The sequence below is a fragment of the Granulicella sibirica genome, from assembly GCF_004115155.1.
Lineage (GTDB): Bacteria > Acidobacteriota > Terriglobia > Terriglobales > Acidobacteriaceae > Edaphobacter > Edaphobacter sibiricus.
Genome location: NZ_RDSM01000001.1, coordinates 1,493,683 through 1,518,530 on the forward strand (window position 1 = coordinate 1,493,683; position 24,848 = coordinate 1,518,530).

Here is a 24,848-nt window from a genome sequence, read left to right on the forward strand (position 1 = left end):
TGGCCTCCTGTGCCGCATTGGCGACGAAATGATTCACATACACCGCTCGGGAACACTCCATGATTCCGAAGACCAACGTGAACAGAATGATAGCCGAAGAGGTGAATTCAACCAGAGCGCTGCCGCTCTCCTGCTCGACAAGCTTCCACAGCTTCGAGTCGGTGAGACAGAATGGCGGTAATCGGGAGATCCTCTGTGTGAAAGTCATCGGCGTCAATGATTGGTGCGCAAGCGAGAGTTACCGTTCAGGATAATGCTGGAGGGAATTCCGACGATATTGAGGGCCGGTGTATAGATCAGGGATGTCTTGACGTTCACGAAGTTAACGGTCGTCACACTGCAAGTCGGGGTCGCCGTGCAGGAAACAGAGCTCGAGCTTCCGTCCGAGCATTCGCAGCCCCAGCTGGCAGACGAAGTCAGGTTATTGAGGTTTGGACCATTGAGTAAAGCGGCTCGCTGCATTCCGGCAGTGTCCGTGGGATGCTGTGTTCCGTATTGGGCGCCGGCGCTCGCGGCCGCGGACACCTCGATGGCGGCGTAGCAGGCTTGACCCAGATCTACCGAGCCGGCCAGAAGGAGAACAAAGAGCGAGAGAAGCAGGGCCAGTTCAACGAGGCCCTGGCCGTTTTGCTCCGTGCCGAGAGAGCGGACCGAGGAACGACCTGGCATGGATGAGACACCGCGGATTCGAGAGATAGGGTTCACAGTCTTATTTCCAGTCTTGAGCAGATGTTTCTCATTCCGTGTCCTTCTTGCGTAATTCGGCCCGATGGATCACTGCACGACGACGCTCCCCGCTTTCGCGGATGGAAAGGGGCTTCCACCCACAAGAGAAGCGTAGTTGGTACTCGGGGAAAATCCGCTGTTATTCAGTTCGCAGTAGTCAGCTACCAATCCAAAGTAGTTATTCCCTTGAAGGGTGACGTTCGATCCGGTTATCTCCTGGCCCGCAAGATAGAAGATCCCATCCAATCGGGTGCCCGGATTCCAGTTCGCCAGCGTCAGGCCGGCGTTTCCCGCCGGGAGGGTGCGATCCGAGAAGTAGAGAATGCCTTTCAGGCTGCCCGAAGTCGGCGCGGACAAGGTTGCGTTGATGTTCTGAATCGAGCTCGCCCCATAACTGAACCCGTTTCCTTGAGAGACATAGAACGTGATTCCTGAACCGCTCAAATTTGGCCCGTTGATCGTAAGTGCCCCAAGGATGACGTACGTGCCCGGAGCCAGAGTGACCGTTGAGCTCGTATTGATGGTTAGGCCCCCGCAGTATGTCCCGGGCTGAAGATTTGCCGCCGCGGTGACCTTGTAGTTCGTCTGGGTGCAGCCGCTGTAGGTGGGAACAGGAAGGCTCGCTAATGGATCCGTTGTCCTGGGGGAATTGAAGGAAGGCGAAGGGGAGATCGTCCCCGTACTGCCGGATGGACCGCCGGCCACGAAATAAGGACTTCCCGTGCTGGAGGAGCCGCCATTGAAGTTGTAGGAGAGCCCAAGGTAGAAGGCGCACTTAGCCTGGATGGTTTGGTTGATGAGCGTCAACGAGGGTTGACTCGTGCTCTGGGAGAGTAGGTATACGCAGGGCGACGGAGGCACAGTAGCCTCGGCGCGAGCAGCTATATTGACGGTATCGATACCGATTACTTTGGCGAAGACTGTCGAGACCGGGGCGGAGACAACGGCTTCGACATAAGTACTGTTTCCCAGGTTCGGGTCGCCCGCAAGGGCGCACGGCGGATTGTTCAGTGTCAGTTGAAGCTGAAGCGTGTTTCCTGTGGCGCAATTGACGAGAAGGCTGCTCGCGGTGAGGCCGTTCTCTGTGAGTGCGGCTTGTGCAGCGGTCCGCATTGCCGCGCAGTTCGCGGCGGCGCCGCACGCCGAGAGTTCAAGCGCGCCTGCAAGCGCGGAAGCATCCGCGGCATTCTGCAATTGGCGTTTTCTATAGCGAAGCACGCCGCTATCGATCGAGAGCCCTAGAAAGGCCACAATGACGACCATGCAGACGGCGGCGAGCACCAGGGTCTGTCCAGACTCGTCAGTTCGAAGAGATGACCGGAAAACGCGTCGATAGAGACGGCTTAAACCGCGCTCAGAACGGGAAACGGGGGATCGTCGCTTCGGAGAGAGCATCCCAGGAGACCCGTCGCTGCCGTCATCTCTCATACACGCGAGATATATCGGTCAAACAGCGAGATGAGTTCAAATAGAGGTGCCAGTTAGCGTACGACTCTTGTGACGCAGGGTGCTGCGTTGCCGGTATTGAGCGGACGTCGAACCTGTGCCATAACAGGCGGCCCGACGAGACTTAGCCTCCTCCGGCTCTAATGCGCCAGGTCCACCCAGTCATCATCTTTCTTCTTTGCCGGAGGGCGCGTCCGCTGCGCGACTGACCCCACATCCCACTCGCTCCGGACAAAACGAATCAGTCAGGCCCGGCAAGGTGAATTTGAAGAGCTTGTTGTTCCCGGTCTTGTACTTGCGGTACCCCGAACCCCAGTAAACAGAGCCATCCACGATCGCCGGTCCATCCGCGACCGACCCACCGCTCGCAAAGCTCCATAGAATCTTCCCGGTGGCGGAACTCATCGCATACATCTGGCCTGAATAAGACCCCGCGTATACCACTCCATTCGCAACGCTTACCGCTCCCGCATCGACCGAGCCCGCGACAGGGTCCGGCGTTTGCCAGAGGACTTTCCCCGTGCGTGCGTCCAGTGCGCTCCAGGCGCCCCATGTGATCGTCTTTCCGGAAGGATGAAGCGTGTAAGGGTGGCCGAGGTCATTCGCGATGGCAGCATAGATTCTTTTCCCATCCGTGGCGGTCCCCCAGAGAATGCCCCCTACCGTTCCGCTTGGTCCAACCTGGGTGCTCCAGACGACTTTGCCGTCATTCGCATTGAGAGCCCAGTAGATGCCGCTCTTCTGACCGATGCCGACGAGGTTTCCAATCAGGTTGGGACCTGACCCGAAGTCGAAATCCGGGCTCGTCGGCACCTGGCAGTTTGTCTGCGGAAGCATCGGGCGAATGCAGACCAGTGTCCAGGTGTCGCTGCCTTGAAGCCTCCTTGCCCACCGGATCTTGCCGGTCTTCAGATCCATGGCAAGGACTGAATCAAAATGATCGTCGGGAGAGGTGCAGACCGCATTTGGATTCGCCTTCTGACAAGCTGCCACTTCGGCCGGAACAGTGTAGTTATTACCCGTTCCGGTGTAGAGGAGCTTGCGCACCGGATCGACAGCGGGCGACGACCAAATGGCGCCGCCACTGTAGCCGCCGGGCTGGCCATCGTTGTCCGGCACATCGTATGTTCTCCACACAATCCTGCCGGTCTTTGCGTCCAGGGCGACGATGCTGCCCCGAAACGTGCAGCACTCGTACTTCTGATTCTCGGCCTGGCCTTCTTCACTGGAAGAGACACCAACGTAGACCAGGCCGTCAAAGACAACCGGAGACCCACTTACAAATGCAGCCGGATGGTTATCGACCTGGGTAACCCAGCGCAAGGTGCCTGTCTCTCGATCGACTGCAATGACATGAGTGCCCGTCTGGACCTGGTTGGTCCCAGGAAAGTCGCCGATGTAAATCTGGGTGCTGTCCGCGGCAGGGCTCGTGCGGGACCGGGCTCCCGTGCCACCCAGGTAGTCGGAGATAGCATGGGTCCATAGCAGTGAGCCATCGTCTTTCTTGACAGCAAAGAGGTTTCCGGCGGAGTCAGGGAAATAGACATCATTCCCGGCTACGGTCGGCGTGGCGTAGACATCGCCGCCCGCTTCGAAGACCCACTTCTGGCTAAGGTCTTTTACGTTGGAAGCGTTGATGAGGAATTCCAGAGGCTGACTTCTGGAGTTCTCCGCGTTCTGGCCGGAAGTGGGCCATTCGACTGCTCCAAGTTCAACCTTCTGCGCCTGTGTGGGGAAGGCGGAGATAAGTGAAAGGAGCGCGAGGAAAACGAAAGGGAATGAGGAGACATGAATCGGGTTTTTCATTTATGCCTGAGTCGCGGGTGGTGACACCGTACATGGGAGAACGCACGCCAACCCCATTGATCGTGGACCATGAGATTCAGATGTGCATGAGGGAGCAACAGGTAAACGGGCAAACTTGCGAACGCGAGGATCGTATCAAGATTGTCTTTCGTTGCCAAGCGATTACGCTGCCTGTTGCCGTTAATGAACATATCAACAGGCGAACCACCACACGATAAAGAATTGAAGGCAGCTACACAACCAGAAACAATCATTTCGGAAGCGCCTCCCATCCGGGTGGCAGGCGCCGGCGAGTCCTTTACGGCGTTCCCACGGTCTGCTATACAAAGCGGAAGCCCTCCCCGGCCTATCTCGTGCGTCAGAGGAGTTACAGACCTTGAAACGTCTCGTCGCTACGCTCTCGTTGGCAGTCGCCTTGTGGCCGGGCTTCGCTCTGTGCCAAAGCAATCGACTCCCCCTGCCCAAACCAGTCTTCACCGCCAAGACCGTCATCATCTTCAACAACACGCACAATGAAGCCGTCGAGCAGGGCGCCACGGAGGCTCTCAAGCGATGGGGTAAGCTCACCGTTGTCGACGATCCCGACCTCGCGGATATCACGCTGACCTTTGACAAAAAGTCGGCGCACGAGGGGACCAGCTCGCAGAAAACGGATAAGGATGGCACGCCAAGCTCCAACTACAGCTTGTCGTTCTCCTCCTCCATCCATATGCATGCGACTCTCAAAGGAGACTCGACATCGTTCTACGACGCTACCACCACCGAGTCCAAGAAGAAGGCCGGCGCCGAGTGCGTCACGGATCTTCAGCAGGCATACATAAGCGGCCGCTAAGTCGGACTTCTGTAGCAGCGCCCTCATCTTTAAGCAGCTTGCAAAAAAGGAGAGCCCATAGGCTCTCCTTTCTCCATTTGCTTCGAAGCGCCTTAGACAGCCGCTCCGCCGGAGACGAAGATCGTCTCACCGGTGATCCAGCGCGCATCCTCGGACGCCAGAAAAACGGTGGGCAAAGCGATATCCGCCGGCTGCCCGATACGGCCAAGCGGCGTGCTCGCGATCGTCTGCTTCTCCATGTCGCTGCCGATGATTCCCAGGCCCACTGCGCCTTCGGTCTCCACCATGCCGGGATTGATGGCATTGACGCGAATCTTGCGCGGACCAAGCTCCTTGGCGAGCGACTTCGTGATCGTGTCGAGCGCCCCCTTGGTTCCGGAGTAAACCGAGCCAAACGGCGGAGCCAGCGTGCTGACCACCGAGCTGATGTTCACAATGCTGCCGCCGGTATCAGGAAACAGGGGAAGCGCGTGCTTGGTCGCCAAAAAGACCCCGAGTACATTGGTGTCGTACTGCCGGTGATACTCCTCCGGGGTAACCTGGTCGACCGGCCCAAACGCGAAGACACCCGCATTGTTGATGAGGATATCGACCTTCCCGTAGGCTTCCTTCGTCTTGGCGAAGAGGTTGATCACTTCCGCTTCCTTCGCGACACTGCCGCCGACTGCCACGGCTTTGCCGCCAGCCGCGACGATCTCCGCAACAACCTTGTCAGCGCCTTCCTTGCTCGAAGCGTAGTTCACAACCACAGACGCTCCCTCAGCCGCCAGATGTTTTGCGATGGACGCGCCAATGCCCTTCGATGCTCCAGTGACCACTGCTACCTTATTCGTAAGCTTCGCCATAGAACGCTCCTCTTTAATTGACTCGAAATGACATTTCGAGAGTCATCTAATAGATGTGAGGCCCTTCCCGACGATGCAGAATCCCTGCCATTTCTTCATGACGATCCCCACCATGCGAAAATGAAGCACCCATGAAAAAATCCCTCTCCCCACGACAGGCGATCTACTGCGCCATCGCGGGCTTCACCTTCTGGGTTCTGTGCGACGCATCCGTCAAGTTCGCCGGCCGCTCCCAACTGCCCGTCTACGAGATCGTCGCCTTCCTCGGGATCTTCATGGCCTTGTTCATCGGGCTCTATGCCGCCGCGCGAGGCGACGCCCGGGAACTCTGGCCCAAGCGGCCCGCTCGTCTCCTGCTTCGCTCCAGTCTCGATGTCGTCAACCTCGTCGGCCTCGCGATCGCGCTCCGTAACCTGTCCCTCACCCTCTTCTACATCCTCGTGTTCACTTCCCCGATGGTGGTCACCATTCTCGGACGCATCTTCCTGAAAGAGCGTCTCGACTGGCGCAAGGTAGCCGCCATCGTGACTGGTTTTCTAGGTGTCGTGCTTGCGGTCTATCCCTCGGAAGCAAGCGGCACAACTTCGTGGGTTGGGCTCGCGGCCTGTGTCGTCTGTGTCGGCTGCTTCTCGACCGCCGTCGTCTGGTCTCGCGTCATCAGCCAGACCGAGCGGCCCGAGAGCATGACGTTCTTCTCCGGCCTCGTATCAGGAGCGGTCGGACTGCTCGTAATGCTCACCCACGCCATGCCGCTCAACGGACCTCTTCTCATCGCCCTCATGGCTGCTGGGCTTCTCTGCGGACTCGGCAGTCAATTCGTCTTCGTCGCGCTGAAGCACACGAGTGCCGCCACGGTGTCGCAGTACCACTACACGCAGCTCCTCACCGGCTCGATCGTAGCTTTCCTTCTGTTTCACGAAAAGCCGACGCTATGGATGCTGGCGGGAGCTGTCCTGATCGTCGCGGCGGGCCTGTATATCGCGCTCCGTGAAGAGACCGCGTAGCTCACGGAGTAGCACCCGCCGACGCCATGCGGAAGCTGTGTCCGGGAAACCAGAACCACTGGCCCGCCCCGAAGCAGGGAACGTCGAGTAGGCGACATGCGCCGGAGTAGCCGCTCCCCGGTAGAAGGACAAGCGCGATCTCGCATCGGGACTGGAGTTTGCTGTAGGTCCTGTCTTCGCTGCTGCCCTATGGTTATGATTTCGGCCGGCGAGCCAGCAATGCAGAAGACCGAAGAAGTGATGGAAGCAGATATGCTTCGCGGCACGAGTCTAGTTCGGCGAAGGCCGATCGATGTGGTCGATCACGAGCACCTCCACCTGTCCTTTAAACGGGCTCAGTTTCAGCCCAAGCTGCTCCTGCATCGCCGTATACAGCCCCGGAGCGGTCACGCCCGACTCCGCTGGCGGCAGGTGAACGCGACCGCCAAACATACTGTCATACGGCATGAAGGTCAGATCGAAGTCAAACTGCCCCGTAAGCTCCGTCTTCTCCACCACTGGTCGCTCCACAAAGTTCTGGAGCGCCCGCTTGAAGTCTCCCATCGACGAGTTTTGCGCCGTAAAAACAAACCCGCTGTTTCCTGGCGCGGGATGCATGGTGAACGTTACTCCCGGATCGACCATCACGCTCGGGGCCATCCTCGATCCGCCCTTCGCTGTCGTCAGGATCACGGCGGACATCTCGCGGGTCTCCGTATGCACCTTCAACCCGAACCGCTCCTGCAGCATCTTGCGCTCCATGCTGTACCTCTGGTCGAGCGTCGGCCATCCCGGCAGGTCTGGAACGCCCGCATAGTCGTACACATCCTTGAACACCCAGTCCGGCGCACCGATGATCTGCTCGCGCTGCAGTCCGTAGATATCGCCCAGCAGCGCCCCTACCGGCATCGTCGCCTCAAACCGTCGAGCCCCGATCCACCTCCACCCTCCGCCCATCACCTTCGGGTCATGCGGCTTTACCGTCGTCACCTCGAACGTCGGGTCCAGGTTCGCCGCGATGATCTTCGCGTCCGACCCCAACGGCGGCGGGATCACCCAGGCAATCCCCTTCGCGGCTCGCGTCATCGTCATTGCCTGGCTCGCGAACCCGCTTCTTGCGCCGATCCCCTGCGTCCACCGCCCGGCGATAGTTCCATGATCCGCTGCCATCGTTCCCGCAAAGCTGCCACTGAGATCGTTCGCGGTCGCCGTGAACGCCACCGTGTCGCCCTGGAACGTCACCGTCGGAACGCTGGCCGGGTAATGACTTACGTCCACCCAATACACCATTGCCCGCCAACCTGCCGGAGCTTTCGAGATACGAAAAACCACCCGCGTCGGGTCAGCTGCCCCGCTGAACGCAACCTGCCAGTCTCCGGCAACGTCCGTCGCCTTCGCCGAATCCGCTTTGGGAGTCTGTGCCTGCAGACCAGAGGGAAAGCCGCACAGCATAGCCGAAACCAGCAGAACCACACCCACACGCGTCCCTATACGCAAAAGCGTCTCCTTCATAAGCCGATTCTTACGAGCATACTTCTCTTAGACGCCGGACCATGCGAGTTCGGGCAACGCGGAGGCCGTACCCCTTACCTGCCAGCACTTTAGCGGGATGCCGCAGGATGCCGCCTTGAGCCGGCGATGAGGTGATTCCACCCGCTTCCAAACCGAGCTCCGAAGGCGCTCGGAAACGATTCCCGGAAGCCCGACTGAAGCCGCGTTCGCCTCGATAAAACCCTCTATAATAGAGGGATAACGTTATGGCTGACGATCAGAACCCAGAGAACCCGAAACTCCCGCTTGGACCTCCCTCCGACCCCCTTTCGAACTCCGGCCCCACCGATGACGGCAAAGGCGGACCTGCGGACCCACCGTCCTCCGGAACCGTCCAGGGTCGCGGCGCGCTCTCCATGCTCTCGATCAATATCGAGGACGAGATGCGCCGGTCGTACCTCGATTACTCCATGTCCGTCATCATCGGCCGCGCCCTGCCCGACGTCCGCGACGGCCTGAAGCCTGTGCATCGCCGCATCCTCTACGGCATGCAGGAGATGGGCCTCCAGTACAACAAGAAGTACACCAAGTCCGCCAAGGTCGTCGGCCACGTCATGGGTAACTATCACCCCCACGGCGACTCCGCCATCTACGACACGATGGTCCGCCTCGCCCAGCCCTTCTCCCTCCGTTACCTCATGGTCGACGGCCAGGGAAACTTCGGCTCCGTCGACGGTGACCCACCCGCCGCCATGCGGTACACCGAATCCCGCCTCACCCGCGTCGCCGGCGAAATGCTCGCCGACATCGACTCCGACACCGTCGACTTCACCCCCAACTACGACGAGTCCACTCTCGAGCCGGCCGTCCTCCCCGCCCGCATCCCGAACCTCATCGTCAACGGCTCGTCCGGTATCGCCGTCGGCATGGCGACCAACATCCCGCCGCACAACCTCACCGAGGTCATCGGCGCTTGCATCGCGATCCTCTCCCGCGCCCCCGGCGAGGTCAAATCCGACCTCGAACTCGCCCTCGAACACGTCCAGGGCCCCGACTTTCCCACCGGCGGAACCCTCTTTGGCCGCGCCAACATCCCGCAGGCCTACCGCACCGGTCGCGGACGCTTCCTCATGCGCGCCAAGTGCCGCATCGAGAACATCTCCGGCGGCCGCCAGGCCATCATCGTCGAAGAGATCCCCTACCAGGTCAACAAGTCCAAGCTCATCGAGCGCATCGCCGAGCTCATCAACGAAGGCGTCATCACCGACATCGCCCGCGACGAGTTCCGTGACGAGTCCGACCGCGACGGCATGCGCATCGTCATCGGCCTCAAGCGCGGCTCCGAGCACCAGATCGTCCTCAACCAGCTCCACAAGCACACCCAGATGCAGGAATCCTTCTCGATGATCTTCCTCGCCGTCCACAACGGACAGCCGAAGGAGCTCCCCCTCGACAAGGCCATCCGCGCCTTCCTCGACCACCGCGTCGAAGTCGTCCGCCGCCGCACCGCCTTCCTGCTCGCCAAGGCCCGCGACCGCGAACACATCTTGCTCGGCTACCAGATCGCCCTCGATCACCTCGATCAGGTCATCCGCATCATCCGCCAGTCCAGCTCCCGCGCCAACGCCCGCGAGAACCTCTTCGCCTTCTTCTCCGGCAAAGCCGTCACCCTCCGTGGCACCGAACTCGCCGGAGTCACCCTCGACCCCGGCAAGTACAACATCGACACCCGCTTCCTCCCCCTCACCGGCGGGATCGCGACCCTCATCCTCTCGCTCAAGCAGATCGACGCCATCCTCGAACTGCAGCTCTACCGCCTCACCCAGCTCTCCATCGACGAGCTCCTCAACGAACTTCGCCAGATCCGCGAAAACATCGCCGAGCTCGAGTCCATCCTCGCCTCCGCCGCCAAGCTCCGCTCCGTCATCATCAAGGAGCTCGAAGAGATCCGCGACAAGTACGGCGACGCCCGCCGCACCCTCATCCTCGACGAGACCGCCGAACTCGGCCTCGAAGACCTCATCGCCGACGAGCAGGTCGCCGTCACCGTCTCCCACACCGGCTACCTCAAGCGCACGCCCATCTCCACCTACCGCCAGCAGCGTCGCGGCGGAACCGGGCGCATCGGCATGAAGACCCGCGACGAAGACTTCGTCTCCCAGCTCATCATCGATTCCACCCACGCCTACCTTCTCTGCTTCACCAACACCGGCCGCGTCTACTGGCTCAAGATCTACGAGATCCCCGACGCCGGAACCGCCGGCAAGGGCAAGGCCATGGCTTCCCTGGTCGACCTCCAGCCAGGCGAAAAGGTCGTCACCATCCTCGCCCGCAAGAACCTCACCGAGGAAGGCAAGAACATCCTCTTCGCCACCCGCAACGGCACCGTCAAGAAGACCGCCCTCAAGGACTTCTCGAACGTCATGGCCCGCGGCATCATCGCCATCAACATCGAAAAGGACGACGAGCTCATCTCCGCCCGCCTCACCAACGGCGACGACGTCATCTTCCTCGCCACCCACGACGGCATGGCCATCCGCTTCAACGAGCAGGACCTCCGCACCATGGGACGCCCCGCCACCGGGAACCGTGGAATCAATCTCCGCAAGGGCGACTATGTCATCGGAGCCGCCGTCACCCCCTCGCCCGAGGCCCGCGAACGCACCCGCCGCCTCAAAGCCGCCGAACTCGGCCTGACCACCCAGCTCGAAGACGTCATAGGCGCGTCACCTGCCGCCACGGCGGGTGCCCCACCTTCGCCGACGGACTCATCGTCGGATAAGGTGGGATCCCACGAATCCGGCAGCGCCTCCGTCCTGGTCCCCTCCTTCGGCCAGGTAGCCAAACGCACCACCTCCCCCGACGGCCAGGAGATCCTCGGCTCGAACGTAGACCCCGAAGAGATCGACTCCGCCGCCCAGGCCAAGCTCGACAAGCTCGACGAGAAACTAGGCCTGACCCCCTGCCTCATCCTGACGGTCTCGGAAAACGGCTTCGGCAAGCGCACCGACGTCGACCGCTACCGCCTCCAGTCCCGGGGAGGCACAGGCGTCATCAACATGAAGACGACGCCCAAGGTAGGCAAGGTCACGGGCATCCAGCTCGTCGACGACACCACGGAGATGATGGTCATCAGCCAGTTCGGCAAGATCATCCGCATCGACACCAAGCAAATCCGCGCCGCCGGCCGAGGCACCCAGGGCGTAAAGCTCCTCGACCTCGAACAAGGCGACAAGGTAGCCGCCGCCATGACCATCCCGCCAGAAGACGCAAAGACCCAACCAGAAAACGGGACGCTGCTCTAACAGAGCGTCCCACCACCCTTCTGCTCTGCCGTAGCCTCTTTGGTTGTCATTCCCGAAGGGAATGTGCGTTTTGTTTTTGCCCTCACCCAACCAATCACCAAGCCTGTGATCCCGAGCGAAGCGCAGCGAAGTCGAAGGACCTGCGTTTTGCTCTTGCCTTTTGCGCTATGCCCTCTTAAAAATCTGCGCGTGTTCTTGTCCACTCAGGACTAATCCGCGAGCACTGTCATACTGAGCTCAGCGAAGTCGAAGGATCTGCGTTTCGCTTTTGCGTCAACTCTGCTCAAACCCTCTGGATAATCCCGCCACCTTTGCTTTTTTGCCGCCATTCCCGAAGGGAATCTCTCTCCGTTCACAGACATCTGAGGGTAGGGCGCGCCAGCTGTCTTTCCAAGCCATCCTGTTTGCCCCCTGCACGTTGGAGATAGATTCCCACTCTTCCGCGATCACTTGATTCTTAGCCGTAATCGATGCCAGTGTCCTGTATTCATATGTCTTGAAAGATTGGATTGTTGATTTCTTGATATAAAAGACCGTTTGATTTACCCTGACGCACAGGAGAGTGGCATGGAAAACCAGTGCAAAGCTACGGTAATTATTGGGGAAACCACCGTTACTTTTGAAGGGCCTGCGGATTTTGTGGCATCCCAGGTAGCCATATACACCTCGAAAACAAGCAAGCAAGAATTGATGATTGGAGGCCCATCTGAATACACAACGATGTCACCCAAAGACTTGTTGAAAGAAAAGCAGCCAAAAGGACATCACGAAATAGTGGCCGTCTTAGCCTTTTATCTTGCTCAGTCTGGATTGGAAGAATTCACTGAGGACGATATGCGGCGAGCCTACCTCCAGGCTGAGGCGCGACCCCCAAAGGTCGTATCCCAATCAATTCGAGACGCGCGGAGCAAGTACGATTACATCGAGCCAAGTAAGCGCCGCGGCGCTTACAGGTTGTCGCCTCACGGAGACCGAACCGTTCGTTATGATCTTCCTCGGCGTTGAAGCTAGCCAAGTTTTTTGACAGGTGTCACTTACATATCTCGTAGCGTAATTTTGTCATAAATATTCTTGTTGCGTTTTTTTCTTGTTGTAGTAGTCTTCTGTCCACGGAGGGGTTCTCGGTGACTAACGAAGAGATAAGGACTGCTTGCGAGCGTGCGGTGACAATTGCGAATACTTTTGAGTATGCGGATTTGCGTACAGAGGTCTTTGGTGCGGTTCTTTCACGTCTTCTCCAAGAAGAAAACAAGAATGCGAGCGCTAAGAGTGACAGTTACTCTGTAACTGAACGGGAGCCTATCGCAAAAAAGGCTCAAAAAACGGCTAAGGCCCCGAAGACTCGGGCGCGGGGTGGTCTCACGTCGCGCCTCAAAGAATTGATTGCTGACGGGTTTTTCGGAAACGAACGAACGACGATTGAGATTAGCGAAGCCTTACGTGTCGCAGGCTGGAATCATCAGTCCAAGGAAATTAGCGCTCGTCTGATCGAGCTAGTCAGAGGCAAACAGTTGCGGCGCGCCGGCGGCAAAGACAGCGGGTATAGATATTCCAATTGGTAGGGAGTATTTGAATGAAGGGCAAGATCACAATCACTCTTGAAGATGGAACTACCATGAGCGGCACCATAGCTTTGGATTTGCCGAGCGGCGACACAGAGACGCTGGCACGCTCGCTTTCGGCGCAAAGGCCGGAGGGGGTTGGCCTTGATTTCTCTATCCCTTTGCGGCCTTTTATGAACGAGAACAGCGATGGGCTCAGCGGGTCGAAGAAATTTGCTCTGCTGGTTTCTCACTTTGCAAAAGGAGAACTTGATGTGGCAGTTGATCGTGCGGAAATAATCGAAGCTTGGAATAAGATGACCGGCTTGCTAGGAGGGAAATTTAATGGAGCCCACGAGTCTAGGGCCAAGGACAGTGGATGGATATACGTCCCTCAAGCCGGGAAAATTGCGCTTTTGAAGAACTGGACTAAGGCTCTCTCATGAAATCCATTGAAGATTCGGGCTTCATACTGGAACTACTCGCAAAGCGCCTACCGATCGATCGATCTGATTCCCTAGTAAGACACTATCGCGGGCTGATGAGCGATCTTCAAAACTCACAGTGGGAAGCAACCATAGTCAAGGCGGGCAAATTTGCCGAGGCAGTTCTGAAGTGTCTCTGGGCCCACATTGGGCAAACCGTACAAGATGGAAAAGACTTCAAAGCAGATCTGATCATCCGTGGGCTCGAGCAAACACCAGCGACGGTAGCAGAGGACTTCATCAGGCTCACAGTTCCTCGTGCATGTCGATTTGTGTATGACGTTGCAAGCAACCGCGGGGCGAGACACGATTCTGTGAATATCAACCCGAACGTCATGGATGCAAATGGCGTGTCGTCAGCCTGTTCTTGGGTCCTTGCGGAACTGATCAGGTACTCACAAGCGGGCGAAACCTCTCCATCGGCAGCCGTAGAAATCGTCGCCCGGCTGACTGAGAAGAAATACCCCCTTTTTGAGGAGATTGAAGGCCGTCTATATTTTGCCGATGCATCCGTCGGAGCCCGAAAACTCGCTCTCTTGCTCTTGGCTTTCCGCTATCCTGCAAGAATTTCCAGAGATGAGCTCATCGCCGCGATCATGAGACACGGGCAAAGCAAAAGCAGCGCGCAGACCGGGGTCGCGAGGATTAGTAGCTTGGTTGACGATGATGGAATGCGCTGCCTCAGGCTGCGATCGGTAGGACTGAAGGAAGCCGAAGGTCTTCTAAGCGTTTGGCAAGGGGGAGTCCGGAAAGCTAGCCGGCGACAGCGCGCGTCCTGATTTCCTTTACTTACCCCAACCCCAAATCCTTCAACATCCGCTCCCGCAACATCTGATTAGCCCGCGTCTGATACCCCTGTCCATCCTTCTTCAACCACGCGATCACATCCGCGTCCAGACGCAGGCTCACCGACTGCTTCACCGGCCGATAGAACTTCCCCCGCACGCCCCTCTTGAAGTCCTCAGCTGACAACTCCGGAATGTCAGAAGTATCAATAGGCCTACCCTCAAGGGCTTTCAATTGCTCGAGTTGCTTATCGCTAAGGAGCGTTCCCGGTTCTCTTCTAAAAATCACTTTCATAAGACCTTCTCTCATGGGTTGTAGCTTCCCGGGCTGAATGATCCGCACGATCTCCTCGCCCTCTTCAATCAGTGTGTGAACCACGACCAGGATGTACCTGCCGTTCACCTCCCCGGTCGTGATCCAGCGAAGCTCTCCGTTCACGATCCCGTCAGGGACAGTCACGTGGAGAGGATCGTCAAAAACGGGAAGCGCAGTGTCGAACTCGAACCCGTGCTTCCGGAGGTTGCTGGCGTTCTTCTCGTCATCCCACTCGAAGCGCAAGCTCACCGCCTGTACAAGAGTGTATATACAGAATCCTGAAAAAATAAAGTCGGATCCGCCATTGCTTGTCACTTCAGATAGGCGACCCCACCCCCCACATCCGAATCCACTTAAGAGACACAGGAAAGCAGGGAACCAACATGTCCGACATTATCGCCACCGCCGCCCCCATCGAGCACGAAGACGACAAGGGCCACAAGGGTCCCCACGACCCCAAAGAGATCAATCCCAAGATGACCTCCGACATCGCCTACTGGTCGAAGGAGTTCGGCGTCACCGGCCAGATCCTCCACGAGGCGATCCGCACCCACGGCACCCACGTCGACAAGGTCCGCGCCGCCCTCGCCCACCACGAAGTCAACCTGACCTAACCCTTCCGGTGCGGCCCCGAAAACGGGCCGCATCCTCGAAGGAGAGCCAACCGCAGTCAGCGAAAATTCCCAAAATGGGAAAAACAACCCCCACACCGCCCGGCACCCACAAAATGACACGATTTACCACGCAATGGACCGCAAGCTAACCAGCGAAACCGTGCATCCTGCGCTGCCACAAAAGTTGTAGAAAGAGCCGAAAACGGGTGTCTAACCGCCCTGCGAGAGGTCCCCGGCTGCGCTCCGTGCGGCCGCCAGGACCGCTGGATAGGCATACGTGGACCACTTCAACACGTACCCGTTGCCAAGCTCCGTAGTGAACTTAAACCGATACGCATCAACATGTTCCGAGCCGGTCGATGTCTCATGCTCCCACATCGCGTGCTTATGCTTCACCCACGCGGCATGCATATTTCTTATCATGTGGTACATGAAATAGATGGAAGCATGGGCCCTCTCTCCGTCGCCATCCGGCATGAACTGCACATACCCATAATTCGGATCCTCCCCCTGGCACGACCCCTTCGTTTCTATGCCGGGAATGCTGTTCATCAGCTTGATGAGATCGACGATTCCTGTATCGATCTCGACGGATTGGCCTGAACGCAGCTTCATCAGGACCGTCGGGTGGCCGAGGGAGACATAACCTTCGCTCAGCGTCTTACCTGATCTATCTTGCGGGGCCTGCTTTGATTCTTTGGACGTCATCGTTCTAGGGTAAACGCGTCGTTGGCCGGAGGTTAGGGGAAACGATAGACTCCTTTCAGAACAGCTGGAGCGATGACAGGATTGTCTATGAAGCGACGTGATCTTCTTCGTGCAGGCGTGGCTGCTGGAGTTTCAGCAGCGCTCCCCGTCAGCGGATTTGCCGCTTCCCTTCCCTCTACGGGCGATGACCGCGCTGAGTGGTTGATGCATCTTGAGCGCGTGGCGGGCCCGGTGCTTTCGGCGCTCTCGCATCGAAAGCTGATTGCGACGATGCCGGTTGAGTCGGCTGCAGGGCATGATGCAGATCGGCGGAAGGTGACTTATCTGGAGGCGCTTGGGCGGACGCTTTGTGGGATTGCTCCATGGCTCGAGCAGGGCGAGACGACGGGGGCGGAAGGGCAGTTACGCGAGAGGTTCTGTGGGATGGCGCGAGAGGCGATTGCCGCAGGCGTCGATCCGAGGTCTCCGGACTATCTAAGGTTTGGGGTGGATCGGCAGACCATTGTGGATGCGGCGTTTCTGTCGCTGGCGTTGTTGCGGGCTCCACGGGAGTTGCGGGAGAAGCTTCCAGCGGCGGTGCGGGCGCAGCTTGCGGATGGGCTGCGAGCTACGCGCGAGTTGCTGCCAGGGTTCAATAACTGGCTGCTGTTCGCGGCGATGATCGAGGCTTGCCTGTTTCAGCTTGGAGAGCGGTGGGACCGTATGCGCGTCGACTATGCGCTTCGGGAGCATCAAAGCTGGTTTCTCGGAGACGGGGTGTATGGGGATGGGCCGCACTTTCACTGGGACTACTACAACTCGTTCGTGATTCAGCCGTTTCTGCTGACGCTTATCGATGCAGTCGGGGCGCAGGAGCCGGGGTGGGCGGCGATGGGGCCGGCGATCAAGGCGCGGGCGCAGCGGTATGCGGCGATTCAGGAGAGGCTGATTGCGCCGGATGGGACCTATCCGATTGTGGGGAGGTCGATTGCTTACCGGTGCGGGGCGTTTCAGTTGCTGGCGGAGGTGGCTTTGCGGAAGGAACTGCCGGAAGGGGTGACGCCGGAGCAGGTGCGGTGTGGGTTGACTGCCGTCATACGCAAGACGTTGGACACTCCGGGTACGTTCGATGAGAAGGGCTGGTTGCGGATTGGGCTGGCGGGGCATCAGCCTTCGCTGGGGGAGACTTATATCTCGACCGGGAGCTTGTATCTTTGCTCGGCGGTGTTTTTACCTTTGGGGCTTCCTGCGAGCGATGCGTTTTGGAGCGGGAAGGCGGAGCGGTGGACTTCGCAGAAGCTGTGGGCGGGGGTGGATCTTCCTGTGGATCATGCTTTGGATGGATAGGCTTGCACTGCGGGCGGTTGTGGTTTCCCACGTTAGCCGCGATGAGACTGCGGCGAACATGGGGCACCCGGGGTTTGTGGCGGGCCTGAAGCGTACCTCAGGGGCTAAGGCCCCGTTGCCTGCTGAAGTTCTATGGCACGGCTGAAGCCGTGCCCTTAACGAGACGCTCGGAGTGGTGAGGATAGGCTAAGCGCTGAAGGTGTACGGCGGGCGCTGGGGGCGGGAGAGTAGGGCGTTGGCGGGGTCGTTCTTTAGGAACTTCTCTTTGGCTGGGTCCCAGTACATGTGGCGGTTGGTCTTCATCGCGATGTGGTGCAGGAGGCAGGTGGAGCAGGCGCGGTGGCCGATCTCTACCGGGGCAGTTGGGGGTTTGCGGGTCTTGATGCAGTCGAGCCAGTTTCCGTGCTGGTCGTCGCTCTGGTAGGCGTGCCACTCGTTGGGGCCGATGATTGAGGTCAGGATTTTTGGGTCAGAGGCTTCGAGGGGTTCGAGCTTGATGGCTTTGCCGCCGGCGTCGGTGGGTGTGGTCATCTCGTCGCGACGGACGAAGAGCCAGCCCTTAGTGCCGACCCACTTGATGCCATTGTTGAAGTCGCCGGAGATGTCCATGGTGATGCCGTTGGCGTAGACGGCGTGGGTGAGGAACTTGCCGTGGACGTTCCAGAGCCCGGAGGTGGGAAACTCGGCGGTGCCCCAGATTTCTACGGGGCCGGTGAGTTCGGTGTTCATGCCCCAGTGGGCGGTGTCGACGTGATGGGCTCCCCAGCCGGTGATCATGCCGGCTCCGAACTGCTCGCAGCGGAGCCAGCCGGGGCGGTCGAAGCCGGAGGTGGGCATGACGCGGTCGAGGGTATACGGGACCTCGGGGGTCGAGCCGAGCCAGGCGTCGTACTGGAAGTCCGAGGGGATGGGCATGGTGGCGGGATTGCCGCCGGCGGGGTCTCCGGGGAGGCCGATTTCGACGTGCTTGATCTCGCCGATGCGGCCGTTGCGGACTAACTCGACGGCGCGGAGGAACTGCTTCCAGGAACGCTGCTGGCTGCCGATCTGGAGGATGCGGTCGGTGTTCTGGACGGAGTCCGAGAGGTGGCGGCCTTCGGCAATGGTGAGGGATGCGGGCTTCTGGAGGTAGACGTCCTTGCCCGCACGGACGGCGTCGACGGCGACGATGGCGTGCTGGTGGTCGGGCGTGCTGATGACGACGGCGTCTATATCCTTATTGGCGAGGAGTTCATGGTAGTTCGAGTAGCCGGTGACACCGTCGTAGGGCTTGCCGGATTTCTTGGCGTAGACGCCGTTGATGAGCGCCTTGCCCTCTTCGACGCGGTGCGCGGAAAGGTCGCACACCGCCATGATGTGGGCGTTGTCATACTTCCAGATGCCGGGGAGGTCGTGGCCGCGGGAGATTCGTCCGCAGCCGATGGCTCCGATGTTGATGCGATTGCTTGGAGAATTTTCCCCGAAGACGCTGGAGGGGAGGATGGTGGGGAAGCCCGCGGCTGCGGCTGCTCCTAACGATGTTTTGAGGAACCGCCGCCGCGATACGCCTTCGATACGCTTCGCTTCCATTGCCTTCTCCTTCAACGCCGATAGGAACTGCTAGGCTTCGAGCTTCACGGTCTTTGCGGCTCGCTGAGCCTTGATGACCAATTCAGCCGCGAGGAGGCACTGGGCCTGGTCCTGAGCGACGTGGGTGCGGTTGACGACGTCGGAGACAAACTGTGGGCCAAAGGGCAAGGGGACGTTGTTGCAGTCGATGTAGCGCTGGCTGGTCCGGTCGACGATGAAAAGGTTGTTCCCCTGCTTGCTGACAGCGACGTTGGTGTACTTGCGGCACTCGATGTAGCCCTCCGTACCCAGGATGAAGAGACGTCCGTCGCCCCAGGTGCCGAGGCCATCGGGGGTGAACCAGTCGAGGCGCACATAGCCGAGGCCCTTATTACCGCGCAGGACCATATCGCCGAAGTCCTGGAATTTGGGGTGGCCGGGGTGGTTGATGTTGGCGACCTGCGACTCTACGATGTCTGCGGAGGTAGAGCCGGTGTAGTAGAGGAACTGGTCGACCTGGTGGGAGCCGATGTCGGTGAGGATTCCGCCGTAGAGTTCGGGGTCCCAGAACCAGTCGGGCCGCTTGGAGGCTCCCCCGGCGAACTTGTCTCCGTTGGCTCCCTGTTCGATCTGGTGGGGGGCGATGTTGATGGTCTGTATGACCTTGCCGATGGCCCCTGACTGGACGAGTTCACCGGCCTTGATGGCGGCTTTGACCTCCAGGAGCTCGGAGTACATGATGCCGTAGATGCGCTTCGTCTCGGCGATGGTCTTGCGGACTTCGGCGAGTTGCTCGAGGGTGGTGATGCCGGGCTTGTCCGAGAGGAAGTCCTTGCCATGCTTCATGACGCGGACGCCGAGAGGCGCGCGGTGGCTGGCGATGGTGGAGCTAAGGACCAGTTGGACGGAGGAGTCGTTGAGGATCTCATCCTCGGAGGCGGCCACGGGTACGTCGGGGAAGCGAGACTTGAAGAGGGCGACCTTGTCGGGCTCAGCGCCGTACCACTTGACGAGGACGCCACCACCTCGCTGGATGGCGCCGACCATGCCGTAGATGTGGTCGTGGCTCATGCCGCAGACGGCGAACTTGATGGTGTCCTTGGGCTTGATGTCTTGGCCGACGGCAATCTCGTGGATGATGCCTGTGCTGCTGCCGAAGGCGGCCTCGGGGAGTGCCGAAAATGCTCCTGCCGAACCAATCGCCTTCAGGAACGATCTCCGGTTCACCGCGTCCATGCTGCTCATCCTGCACTCTCCTCAAATGTCACTGCCGGGCTTTGTTCGGCGCAATCAGTCTAAATCTTGGCGCACTCCCGGCATTTGTTCGACTGACGTAATTTCTTCCGAACGCGAACGACAGCAATCTATGCCAACAGGTGGATGCTTGGCAACTGAAACGTTTTTTCAGGAGTGTCCGATACAGGCGTAATTCGTTCACTCCTGCCTTCGTTGACGGGACGGGAGAGGACTTGAGCCGCTCAGGCGGATCGGTACGACATTTTTCGGAGTATTTCGTGAATTGGATTTATTTCGGATCGACAAACTAATCTTGATTAGAGTAGAGTGATCGCGTTCCGGCCAGGCCGTTTGGGAGCCTGCGCCCTGAAAGGAAAACGAGATGCTCACTCGACGCGACGTGACCGTCGCCCTTATTGCCATTGGAGCTACCTGCGGAGTATTCGCCGCCGTGAAGCCGGGGATGATCGGTTCCTCTGTCTACGACTGGAACAAGCTCCCGGTGACGAAGACGAAGATCGGCGAGGTGCGGCAGGTGTTCAAGGGGCCAACGGCGACACTCGATGAGCTCGAGATGCACATTACGACGCTGAATCCCGGCGAGGCGTCGCATCCGCCGCATCATCATCCGAATGAGGAGTTGATCATCATCCGGCAGGGGACGGTGGAGACGCTCTCGAAGGGGACGTGGGTGAAGGTGGGGCCGGGCTCGGTGATCCTGAACGGATCGAACGATCTGCACAGCCTGCGGAATGTAGGTACGGACCAGGCGATCTACCATGTCGTCAACTGGAAGTCGGCGACGACTCCTGCCCAGTAAGTACTTTCAAGAAAAAAAGAAGAGGAATGTGGATGTTTGATTTGGCCGGACGATGCGCCGTCGTCCTTGGGGGCACATCGGGTATCGGGCAGGCGATCGCACATGGACTGGCGGAAGCCGGGGCTGATGTTATCGCGTCGTCGAGACAGCAGGGGCAGGTGGATGCCACGGCTGCTGGTATCGAGGCGCTTGGAAGAAGGACGCTGAGGCTTACTTCCGACGTGGTCGATCGTGGGTCGGTGCAGGCGTTGCACGATGCGGTGATCGCGAGCTTCGGCAAGGTCGATATTCTTGTGAACTCGGCGGGGATTACGAAGCGCGTGCCTACGCTTGAGTGCATGGACGAGCTTTGGGGCAACATCATGAACGTCAACCTGAACGGCACGCTGCGGGCGTGCCAGATCTTCGGGAAGACGATGCTTGCGGCGGGTTATGGGCGGATCATCAATATCGCTTCGCTGGCTACGTTTGTTGCGTTTCAGGAGGTGGCGGCTTATGGGGCGAGCAAGGCTGCTGTCGGAGCGTTGACGCGGTCGCTTGCGGTGGAGTGGGCGGCACAGGGAGTGACTGTCAATGCGATTGCCCCGGGGATTATTCCTACAGAGTTGAACCGGAAGATTCTAGATTCGCCGCGTGGACGTGAGTTGACGATGAGGACGCCGATGGGGCGGTATGGGACCGTGGATGAGCTTGTTGGGGCGGCGGTGTATCTTGCTGCGGAGGAGAACGCGTTCATGACTGGACAGATATTGACAGTGGATGGCGGGTATCTTGCCAGTGGAGTCAATCAGTAGGTTTGCTGGAGATGTCATGAAGATTGTTGCTGCTCGTCTTATCGTCTGCTCGCCCGACCGCAACTTCGTCACGTTGAAGATCGAGACGGATGAAGGCATCCATGGGCTTGGCGATGCTACGCTCAACGGACGCGAGCTTGCGGTTGCGGCTTACCTTGAAGAGCACCTGATTCCCTGCCTGATCGGGCGCGATCCGTTTCAGACAGAGGATATCTGGCAGTACTTCTATCGCGGGGCCTATTGGCGACGTGGTCCGGTGACGATGGCGGCGATCGGAGCGATCGATGTCGCGCTTTGGGATATCAAAGGGAAGGCGCTGAATACGCCGGTCTACAACCTGCTTGGGGGAAAGAGCCGCGAAGGGGTGCTCGTTTATACGCACGCAAATGGCGGCGACATTTCAGAGGCGCTCGAGTCAGTGCAGAAGCATATGGCCGAGGGATATCTCGCGGTGCGGGCACAGGCGGGAGTTCCCGGAGTCGCGGGAAGCTATGGCGTGCCGAAGGCAGGCAAGCCGTACGAGCCGGCGGAGCGGGGGCTTCCGAGCGAGAGCCTTTGGTCGAGCGAACGCTATTTGAACTTTGTGCCGAACCTCTTTGAGAGACTTCGGGTTGAGCTAGGGAATGATGTGCATTTACTACACGATGTGCATCATCGGCTGACTCCGATCGAGGCAGCGCGGCTGGGGAAGTCGCTCGAGCCGTACCACCTGTTCTGGATGGAAGATCCCTGCCCGGCCGAGCTACAAGAAGGATTTGAGCTGATCCGGAAGCACACGACGACGCCGATCGCCGTGGGCGAGGTTTTCAATTCGATCTATGACGCGCACGCGCTCATCAGCAGGCAGTGGATCGACTACATCCGCATGACGATCGTGCACGGGGGCGGCATTACCCCACTCAAGAAGGCGGCCGACTTTGCCGCGCTGTATCACGTACGGACAGGGTTCCATGGCGCGACGGATCTCTCGCCGGTGACGATGGCCGCGGCTCTGCATCTTGGGATCGCGATCCATAACCTCGGAATCCAGGAGCATATGCACCACTCGAAGCTGACGGACGAGGTGTTTCCTCATGCGTACACCTTCGACGCCGGGTATATGTATCCGGGGGATAAGCCGGGACTTGGGGTGGAGATCGACGAGGCGCTGGCTGCGAAGCATCCCTATCAGCGAGCTTATCTGCCGGTGGCGCGGAAGCTGGATGGGACGCTGACGGACTGGTAGGTTCTCACCGCCAAGTTGGAATCCTTATGCCATCTCCGCCTCTGTGCGGCACGTGACGCGGGCGTGAATTTTGCTCATTCCAATGTGGTACCTTGAGCCAATCCAGATCGTTATTTCAGGCTTTGAAAGGGTTCATGATGGGCGCGTCGGGTCTATTTCGGGCAGCTATGTTTCAAACGGTGATCGCGGGAGCAGTCTGCGTTCAGGGTGTGGCCGGGGCGCAGGTTGTCACGGTTCCAACAACGCCTGTGGTTGGCTCCTCCAACCCGGCAACGGCCGAACCGCCGGTGACGCGGCCTTCGACGACACCGTGCACCGTCACGCTCTATAACAACGAAGCATTCAACGACTACTCCGCGCATCCGATCGCGTACGCTCCTCCGTCCGGTTGCAAGGGACCGTGGGCGAAGGTAGTCCTGAATCTGGACTTTACGGTCACGGAAGGCCGCCAATACGACCGCACCGCCAGCCTTTACCTTGGCAACGCAAACATCTTCTATGGCACCACAGCGGAGCCCCGCTCGGCCCTGAGCCCTTCCTGGCATGTCGAGCGCGACGTCACGGACCTGTCAGCCTTGTTCAAGACCGCGCAGACGGGCAATGCCATCATCTACAACATCTTCAACAGCACGTATAACGGCGGCATCTACGGAAACGCGACTCTCCAGTTTTATCCGGCGGACTTTCGCAACCCGCCAGCCCAGCCGCCTGATATGGTGGTCCCGGTAAGCGGGGCGAACAGCCCATATGAACTGGACTCAACCAGCAGCGTGCTTTCGACCACCGTCACCTTGCCGCGCAATCTCATCAAGGTCTACCTGGACGTCATCTCGCAGAGCCAGTCCAACGACGAATTTTGGTATCTCGGTGCGCCGAACGACGTGGCCGGTGAGTTGGAAACGTATGGGGGAACGGCGTTCCGAGAGACAGAGATCAGCATTGATGGCAAGGCCGCCGGTATTGCGCCCGTTTCGCCATGGATCTACACGGGCGGCATCGATCCCTATCTGTGGGAGCCGATCACAGGCGTGGAGACACTGAACTTCAAGCCGTATCGCGTGGACCTGACTCCATTTGCCGGTATGTTGAGCGACGGCAAGCCGCACACAGTTGGCATCAGTGTGTACAACGCAAACAGCTACTTCCTTGCGACGGCAAATCTTCTCCTTTACCGCGATCCGCTCCAGGCTGAGACTGGCGGGGACGTGGTCGAGAATACCCTCTCGCCCGCGCCTGTACCTGATGTCGTGGAGAACCTGACTACGGCGAACGGCGCGACCACGGGCACGGTCTTCGTCGGCTCCAAGAGGACGTTTACCGCTAGCGGATACATCAACACTGCGTTTGGACGAGTGAAATCGACCGTGGAATCCACTGTCAACTTCAACAGCGATCAAACCTTCAATGTTTCCACCTCGGGGGTACCGGAGATTCAGAACGTGCGGCAGACCAGCACGGCTGACACGACGAGTACATACCAGTTGGGCATTGTTTCCCAACAGACAGCAAAGCACTGGTCTTTCCCTCTACTGCTCAGCTACAAGTTCGTGCAGAACAACGATGGAAGTTATAGCCAGACTGTTGGCTCGGATCAGGAGCACCACCTGAGCGAGACGACGACTTTCAACGGCTATACACTGTCTAGCTCGCAAGCGGTGGAGCAGGTGAAGAGCGCCGATACGCTGGTGTACAACTCTTCGCTCACTGCGGTAACTGCGGTTGGTCCGACGACGAGTGAGGCGAGCTACGTTTCGACGGATTCTTCGGGCTCCTGCTACAGCCGCACTCTGACTTCGAAGAATCGCGTGCTGAAGTCTGTGCAGGACAACAAGAGCTGCCCAGCGAAGCCCTAGCTCTCGAAAGGGGCGATGGCGGCCGGGCTTCGGCCCGGCCGTTTTTTGCGATGCTCTTCTTCAAGGGGCGCCCCGTCTTGGAAACAATTTCATTTGGAAATAATTCCTCTTTTCGAAGGTACTCGCCGGTGCGTACAATCCTCCCTGTCAAACGCCACTGCGA

The 24,848-nt window shown here is 59.0% G+C and carries 22 protein-coding genes and 1 pseudogene; 13 read left to right on the forward strand and 10 right to left on the reverse strand.

Annotated elements, in window-relative coordinates; genetic code table 11:
* Positions 1-7: 7 nt before the first annotated feature.
* From GRAN_RS26930 to GRAN_RS06270, 4 genes and pseudogenes are all read right to left on the reverse strand, one after another.
* Positions 8-208: pseudogene (locus GRAN_RS26930) on the reverse strand (TadE family protein); the annotation flags it as partial.
* Between the two features lie 5 nt (positions 209-213).
* Positions 214-705, reverse strand: a complete 492-nt coding sequence (locus GRAN_RS06260) for a TadE/TadG family type IV pilus assembly protein (RefSeq protein WP_161570868.1) — start codon at positions 703-705, stop codon at positions 214-216.
* A 69-nt stretch (positions 706-774) separates the two neighbouring features.
* A complete protein-coding gene (locus GRAN_RS06265; RefSeq protein WP_161570869.1) occupies positions 775-2,007 on the reverse strand; it encodes a pilus assembly protein TadG-related protein in 1,233 nt (410 codons plus the stop codon).
* 330 nt (positions 2,008-2,337) lie between these two features.
* Entirely contained in the window at positions 2,338-3,978 is a 1,641-nt protein-coding gene (locus tag GRAN_RS06270; protein WP_128912092.1) for an outer membrane protein assembly factor BamB family protein, read from the reverse strand.
* A gap of 376 nt (positions 3,979-4,354) precedes the next feature.
* Here GRAN_RS06270 and GRAN_RS06275 point away from each other — a divergent pair, with 376 nt between their 5' ends.
* Positions 4,355-4,810 (forward strand): hypothetical protein, encoded by a 456-nt coding sequence (locus GRAN_RS06275; RefSeq protein WP_128912093.1) that lies wholly within the window; start codon positions 4,355-4,357, stop codon positions 4,808-4,810.
* A 92-nt stretch (positions 4,811-4,902) separates the two neighbouring features.
* Here the strand turns inward: GRAN_RS06275 and GRAN_RS06280 are convergent, their stop codons facing one another.
* Positions 4,903-5,655 carry an SDR family NAD(P)-dependent oxidoreductase gene (locus tag GRAN_RS06280; RefSeq protein ID WP_128912094.1) on the reverse strand — a complete coding sequence of 251 codons (753 nt, stop codon included), beginning with the start codon at positions 5,653-5,655 and terminating at the stop codon, positions 4,903-4,905.
* Between the two features lie 131 nt (positions 5,656-5,786).
* Here GRAN_RS06280 and GRAN_RS06285 point away from each other — a divergent pair, with 131 nt between their 5' ends.
* Positions 5,787-6,659, forward strand: a complete 873-nt coding sequence (locus tag GRAN_RS06285; RefSeq protein ID WP_128912095.1) for a DMT family transporter — start codon at positions 5,787-5,789, stop codon at positions 6,657-6,659.
* 270 nt (positions 6,660-6,929) lie between these two features.
* On the opposite strand, the gene GRAN_RS06290 is transcribed toward GRAN_RS06285, so the two are convergent.
* Positions 6,930-8,150, reverse strand: a complete 1,221-nt coding sequence (locus GRAN_RS06290) for a TIGR03435 family protein (protein WP_128912096.1) — start codon at positions 8,148-8,150, stop codon at positions 6,930-6,932.
* A 245-nt stretch (positions 8,151-8,395) separates the two neighbouring features.
* Between GRAN_RS06290 and gyrA the strand changes: the two genes are divergently transcribed.
* From gyrA to GRAN_RS06315, 5 genes are all read left to right on the forward strand, one after another.
* Positions 8,396-11,434: a DNA gyrase subunit A gene (gene gyrA, locus GRAN_RS06295; RefSeq protein ID WP_128912097.1), complete on the forward strand. Its 3,039-nt coding sequence runs from the start codon at positions 8,396-8,398 to the stop codon at positions 11,432-11,434.
* A gap of 567 nt (positions 11,435-12,001) precedes the next feature.
* Positions 12,002-12,439, forward strand: a complete 438-nt coding sequence (locus GRAN_RS06300) for a hypothetical protein (protein WP_128912098.1) — start codon at positions 12,002-12,004, stop codon at positions 12,437-12,439.
* A gap of 119 nt (positions 12,440-12,558) precedes the next feature.
* Positions 12,559-12,996 carry a hypothetical protein gene (locus tag GRAN_RS06305; RefSeq protein ID WP_128912099.1) on the forward strand — a complete coding sequence of 146 codons (438 nt, stop codon included), beginning with the start codon at positions 12,559-12,561 and terminating at the stop codon, positions 12,994-12,996.
* Positions 12,997-13,007: 11 nt separating this feature from the next.
* Positions 13,008-13,421 carry a hypothetical protein gene (locus GRAN_RS06310; protein ID WP_128912100.1) on the forward strand — a complete coding sequence of 138 codons (414 nt, stop codon included), beginning with the start codon at positions 13,008-13,010 and terminating at the stop codon, positions 13,419-13,421.
* A complete protein-coding gene (locus GRAN_RS06315; protein ID WP_128912101.1) occupies positions 13,418-14,239 on the forward strand; it encodes a hypothetical protein in 822 nt (273 codons plus the stop codon). The genes GRAN_RS06310 and GRAN_RS06315 overlap by 4 nt, the downstream gene beginning before the upstream one ends.
* Positions 14,240-14,249: 10 nt before the next feature.
* Here the strand turns inward: GRAN_RS06315 and GRAN_RS25845 are convergent, their stop codons facing one another.
* The gene (locus GRAN_RS25845; RefSeq protein ID WP_206662708.1) at positions 14,250-14,804 is read right to left on the reverse strand and encodes a BrnT family toxin; all 555 of its coding nucleotides are present in this window, start codon (positions 14,802-14,804) and stop codon (positions 14,250-14,252) included.
* Positions 14,805-14,944: 140 nt separating this feature from the next.
* Here GRAN_RS25845 and GRAN_RS06330 point away from each other — a divergent pair, with 140 nt between their 5' ends.
* Positions 14,945-15,175 (forward strand): DUF3606 domain-containing protein, encoded by a 231-nt coding sequence (locus tag GRAN_RS06330; protein WP_128912103.1) that lies wholly within the window; start codon positions 14,945-14,947, stop codon positions 15,173-15,175.
* 210 nt (positions 15,176-15,385) lie between these two features.
* On the opposite strand, the gene GRAN_RS06335 is transcribed toward GRAN_RS06330, so the two are convergent.
* The gene (locus GRAN_RS06335) at positions 15,386-15,883 is read right to left on the reverse strand and encodes a hypothetical protein (RefSeq protein ID WP_128912104.1); all 498 of its coding nucleotides are present in this window, start codon (positions 15,881-15,883) and stop codon (positions 15,386-15,388) included.
* An 87-nt stretch (positions 15,884-15,970) separates the two neighbouring features.
* On the opposite strand from GRAN_RS06335, the gene GRAN_RS06340 reads away from it, so the two are divergent.
* Positions 15,971-17,209, forward strand: a complete 1,239-nt coding sequence (locus GRAN_RS06340; RefSeq protein WP_128912105.1) for a DUF2264 domain-containing protein — start codon at positions 15,971-15,973, stop codon at positions 17,207-17,209.
* Between the two features lie 186 nt (positions 17,210-17,395).
* Here the strand turns inward: GRAN_RS06340 and GRAN_RS06345 are convergent, their stop codons facing one another.
* Both GRAN_RS06345 and GRAN_RS06350 read right to left on the reverse strand, forming a co-directional pair.
* Complete coding sequence (locus tag GRAN_RS06345; protein WP_128912106.1) at positions 17,396-18,778, reverse strand: Gfo/Idh/MocA family oxidoreductase; 1,383 nt, start codon at positions 18,776-18,778, stop codon at positions 17,396-17,398.
* A 30-nt stretch (positions 18,779-18,808) separates the two neighbouring features.
* Positions 18,809-20,002 carry a Gfo/Idh/MocA family protein gene (locus GRAN_RS06350; protein ID WP_161570870.1) on the reverse strand — a complete coding sequence of 398 codons (1,194 nt, stop codon included), beginning with the start codon at positions 20,000-20,002 and terminating at the stop codon, positions 18,809-18,811.
* Positions 20,003-20,375: 373 nt separating this feature from the next.
* Between GRAN_RS06350 and GRAN_RS06355 the strand changes: the two genes are divergently transcribed.
* The 4 genes from GRAN_RS06355 to GRAN_RS06370 all read left to right on the forward strand — a co-directional run bounded on the left by GRAN_RS06355 (position 20,376) and on the right by GRAN_RS06370 (position 24,685).
* Positions 20,376-20,813, forward strand: coding sequence for a cupin domain-containing protein (locus GRAN_RS06355; protein WP_128912107.1), 438 nt, complete (start codon positions 20,376-20,378; stop codon positions 20,811-20,813).
* 32 nt (positions 20,814-20,845) lie between these two features.
* Positions 20,846-21,607 carry an SDR family NAD(P)-dependent oxidoreductase gene (locus GRAN_RS06360; RefSeq protein ID WP_128912108.1) on the forward strand — a complete coding sequence of 254 codons (762 nt, stop codon included), beginning with the start codon at positions 20,846-20,848 and terminating at the stop codon, positions 21,605-21,607.
* 16 nt (positions 21,608-21,623) lie between these two features.
* The gene (gene manD, locus GRAN_RS06365; RefSeq protein ID WP_128912109.1) at positions 21,624-22,832 is read left to right on the forward strand and encodes a D-mannonate dehydratase ManD; all 1,209 of its coding nucleotides are present in this window, start codon (positions 21,624-21,626) and stop codon (positions 22,830-22,832) included.
* A 134-nt stretch (positions 22,833-22,966) separates the two neighbouring features.
* Complete coding sequence (locus tag GRAN_RS06370) at positions 22,967-24,685, forward strand: peptide-N4-asparagine amidase (protein ID WP_241654365.1); 1,719 nt, start codon at positions 22,967-22,969, stop codon at positions 24,683-24,685.
* The last annotated feature ends 163 nt before the right edge of the window (positions 24,686-24,848 follow it).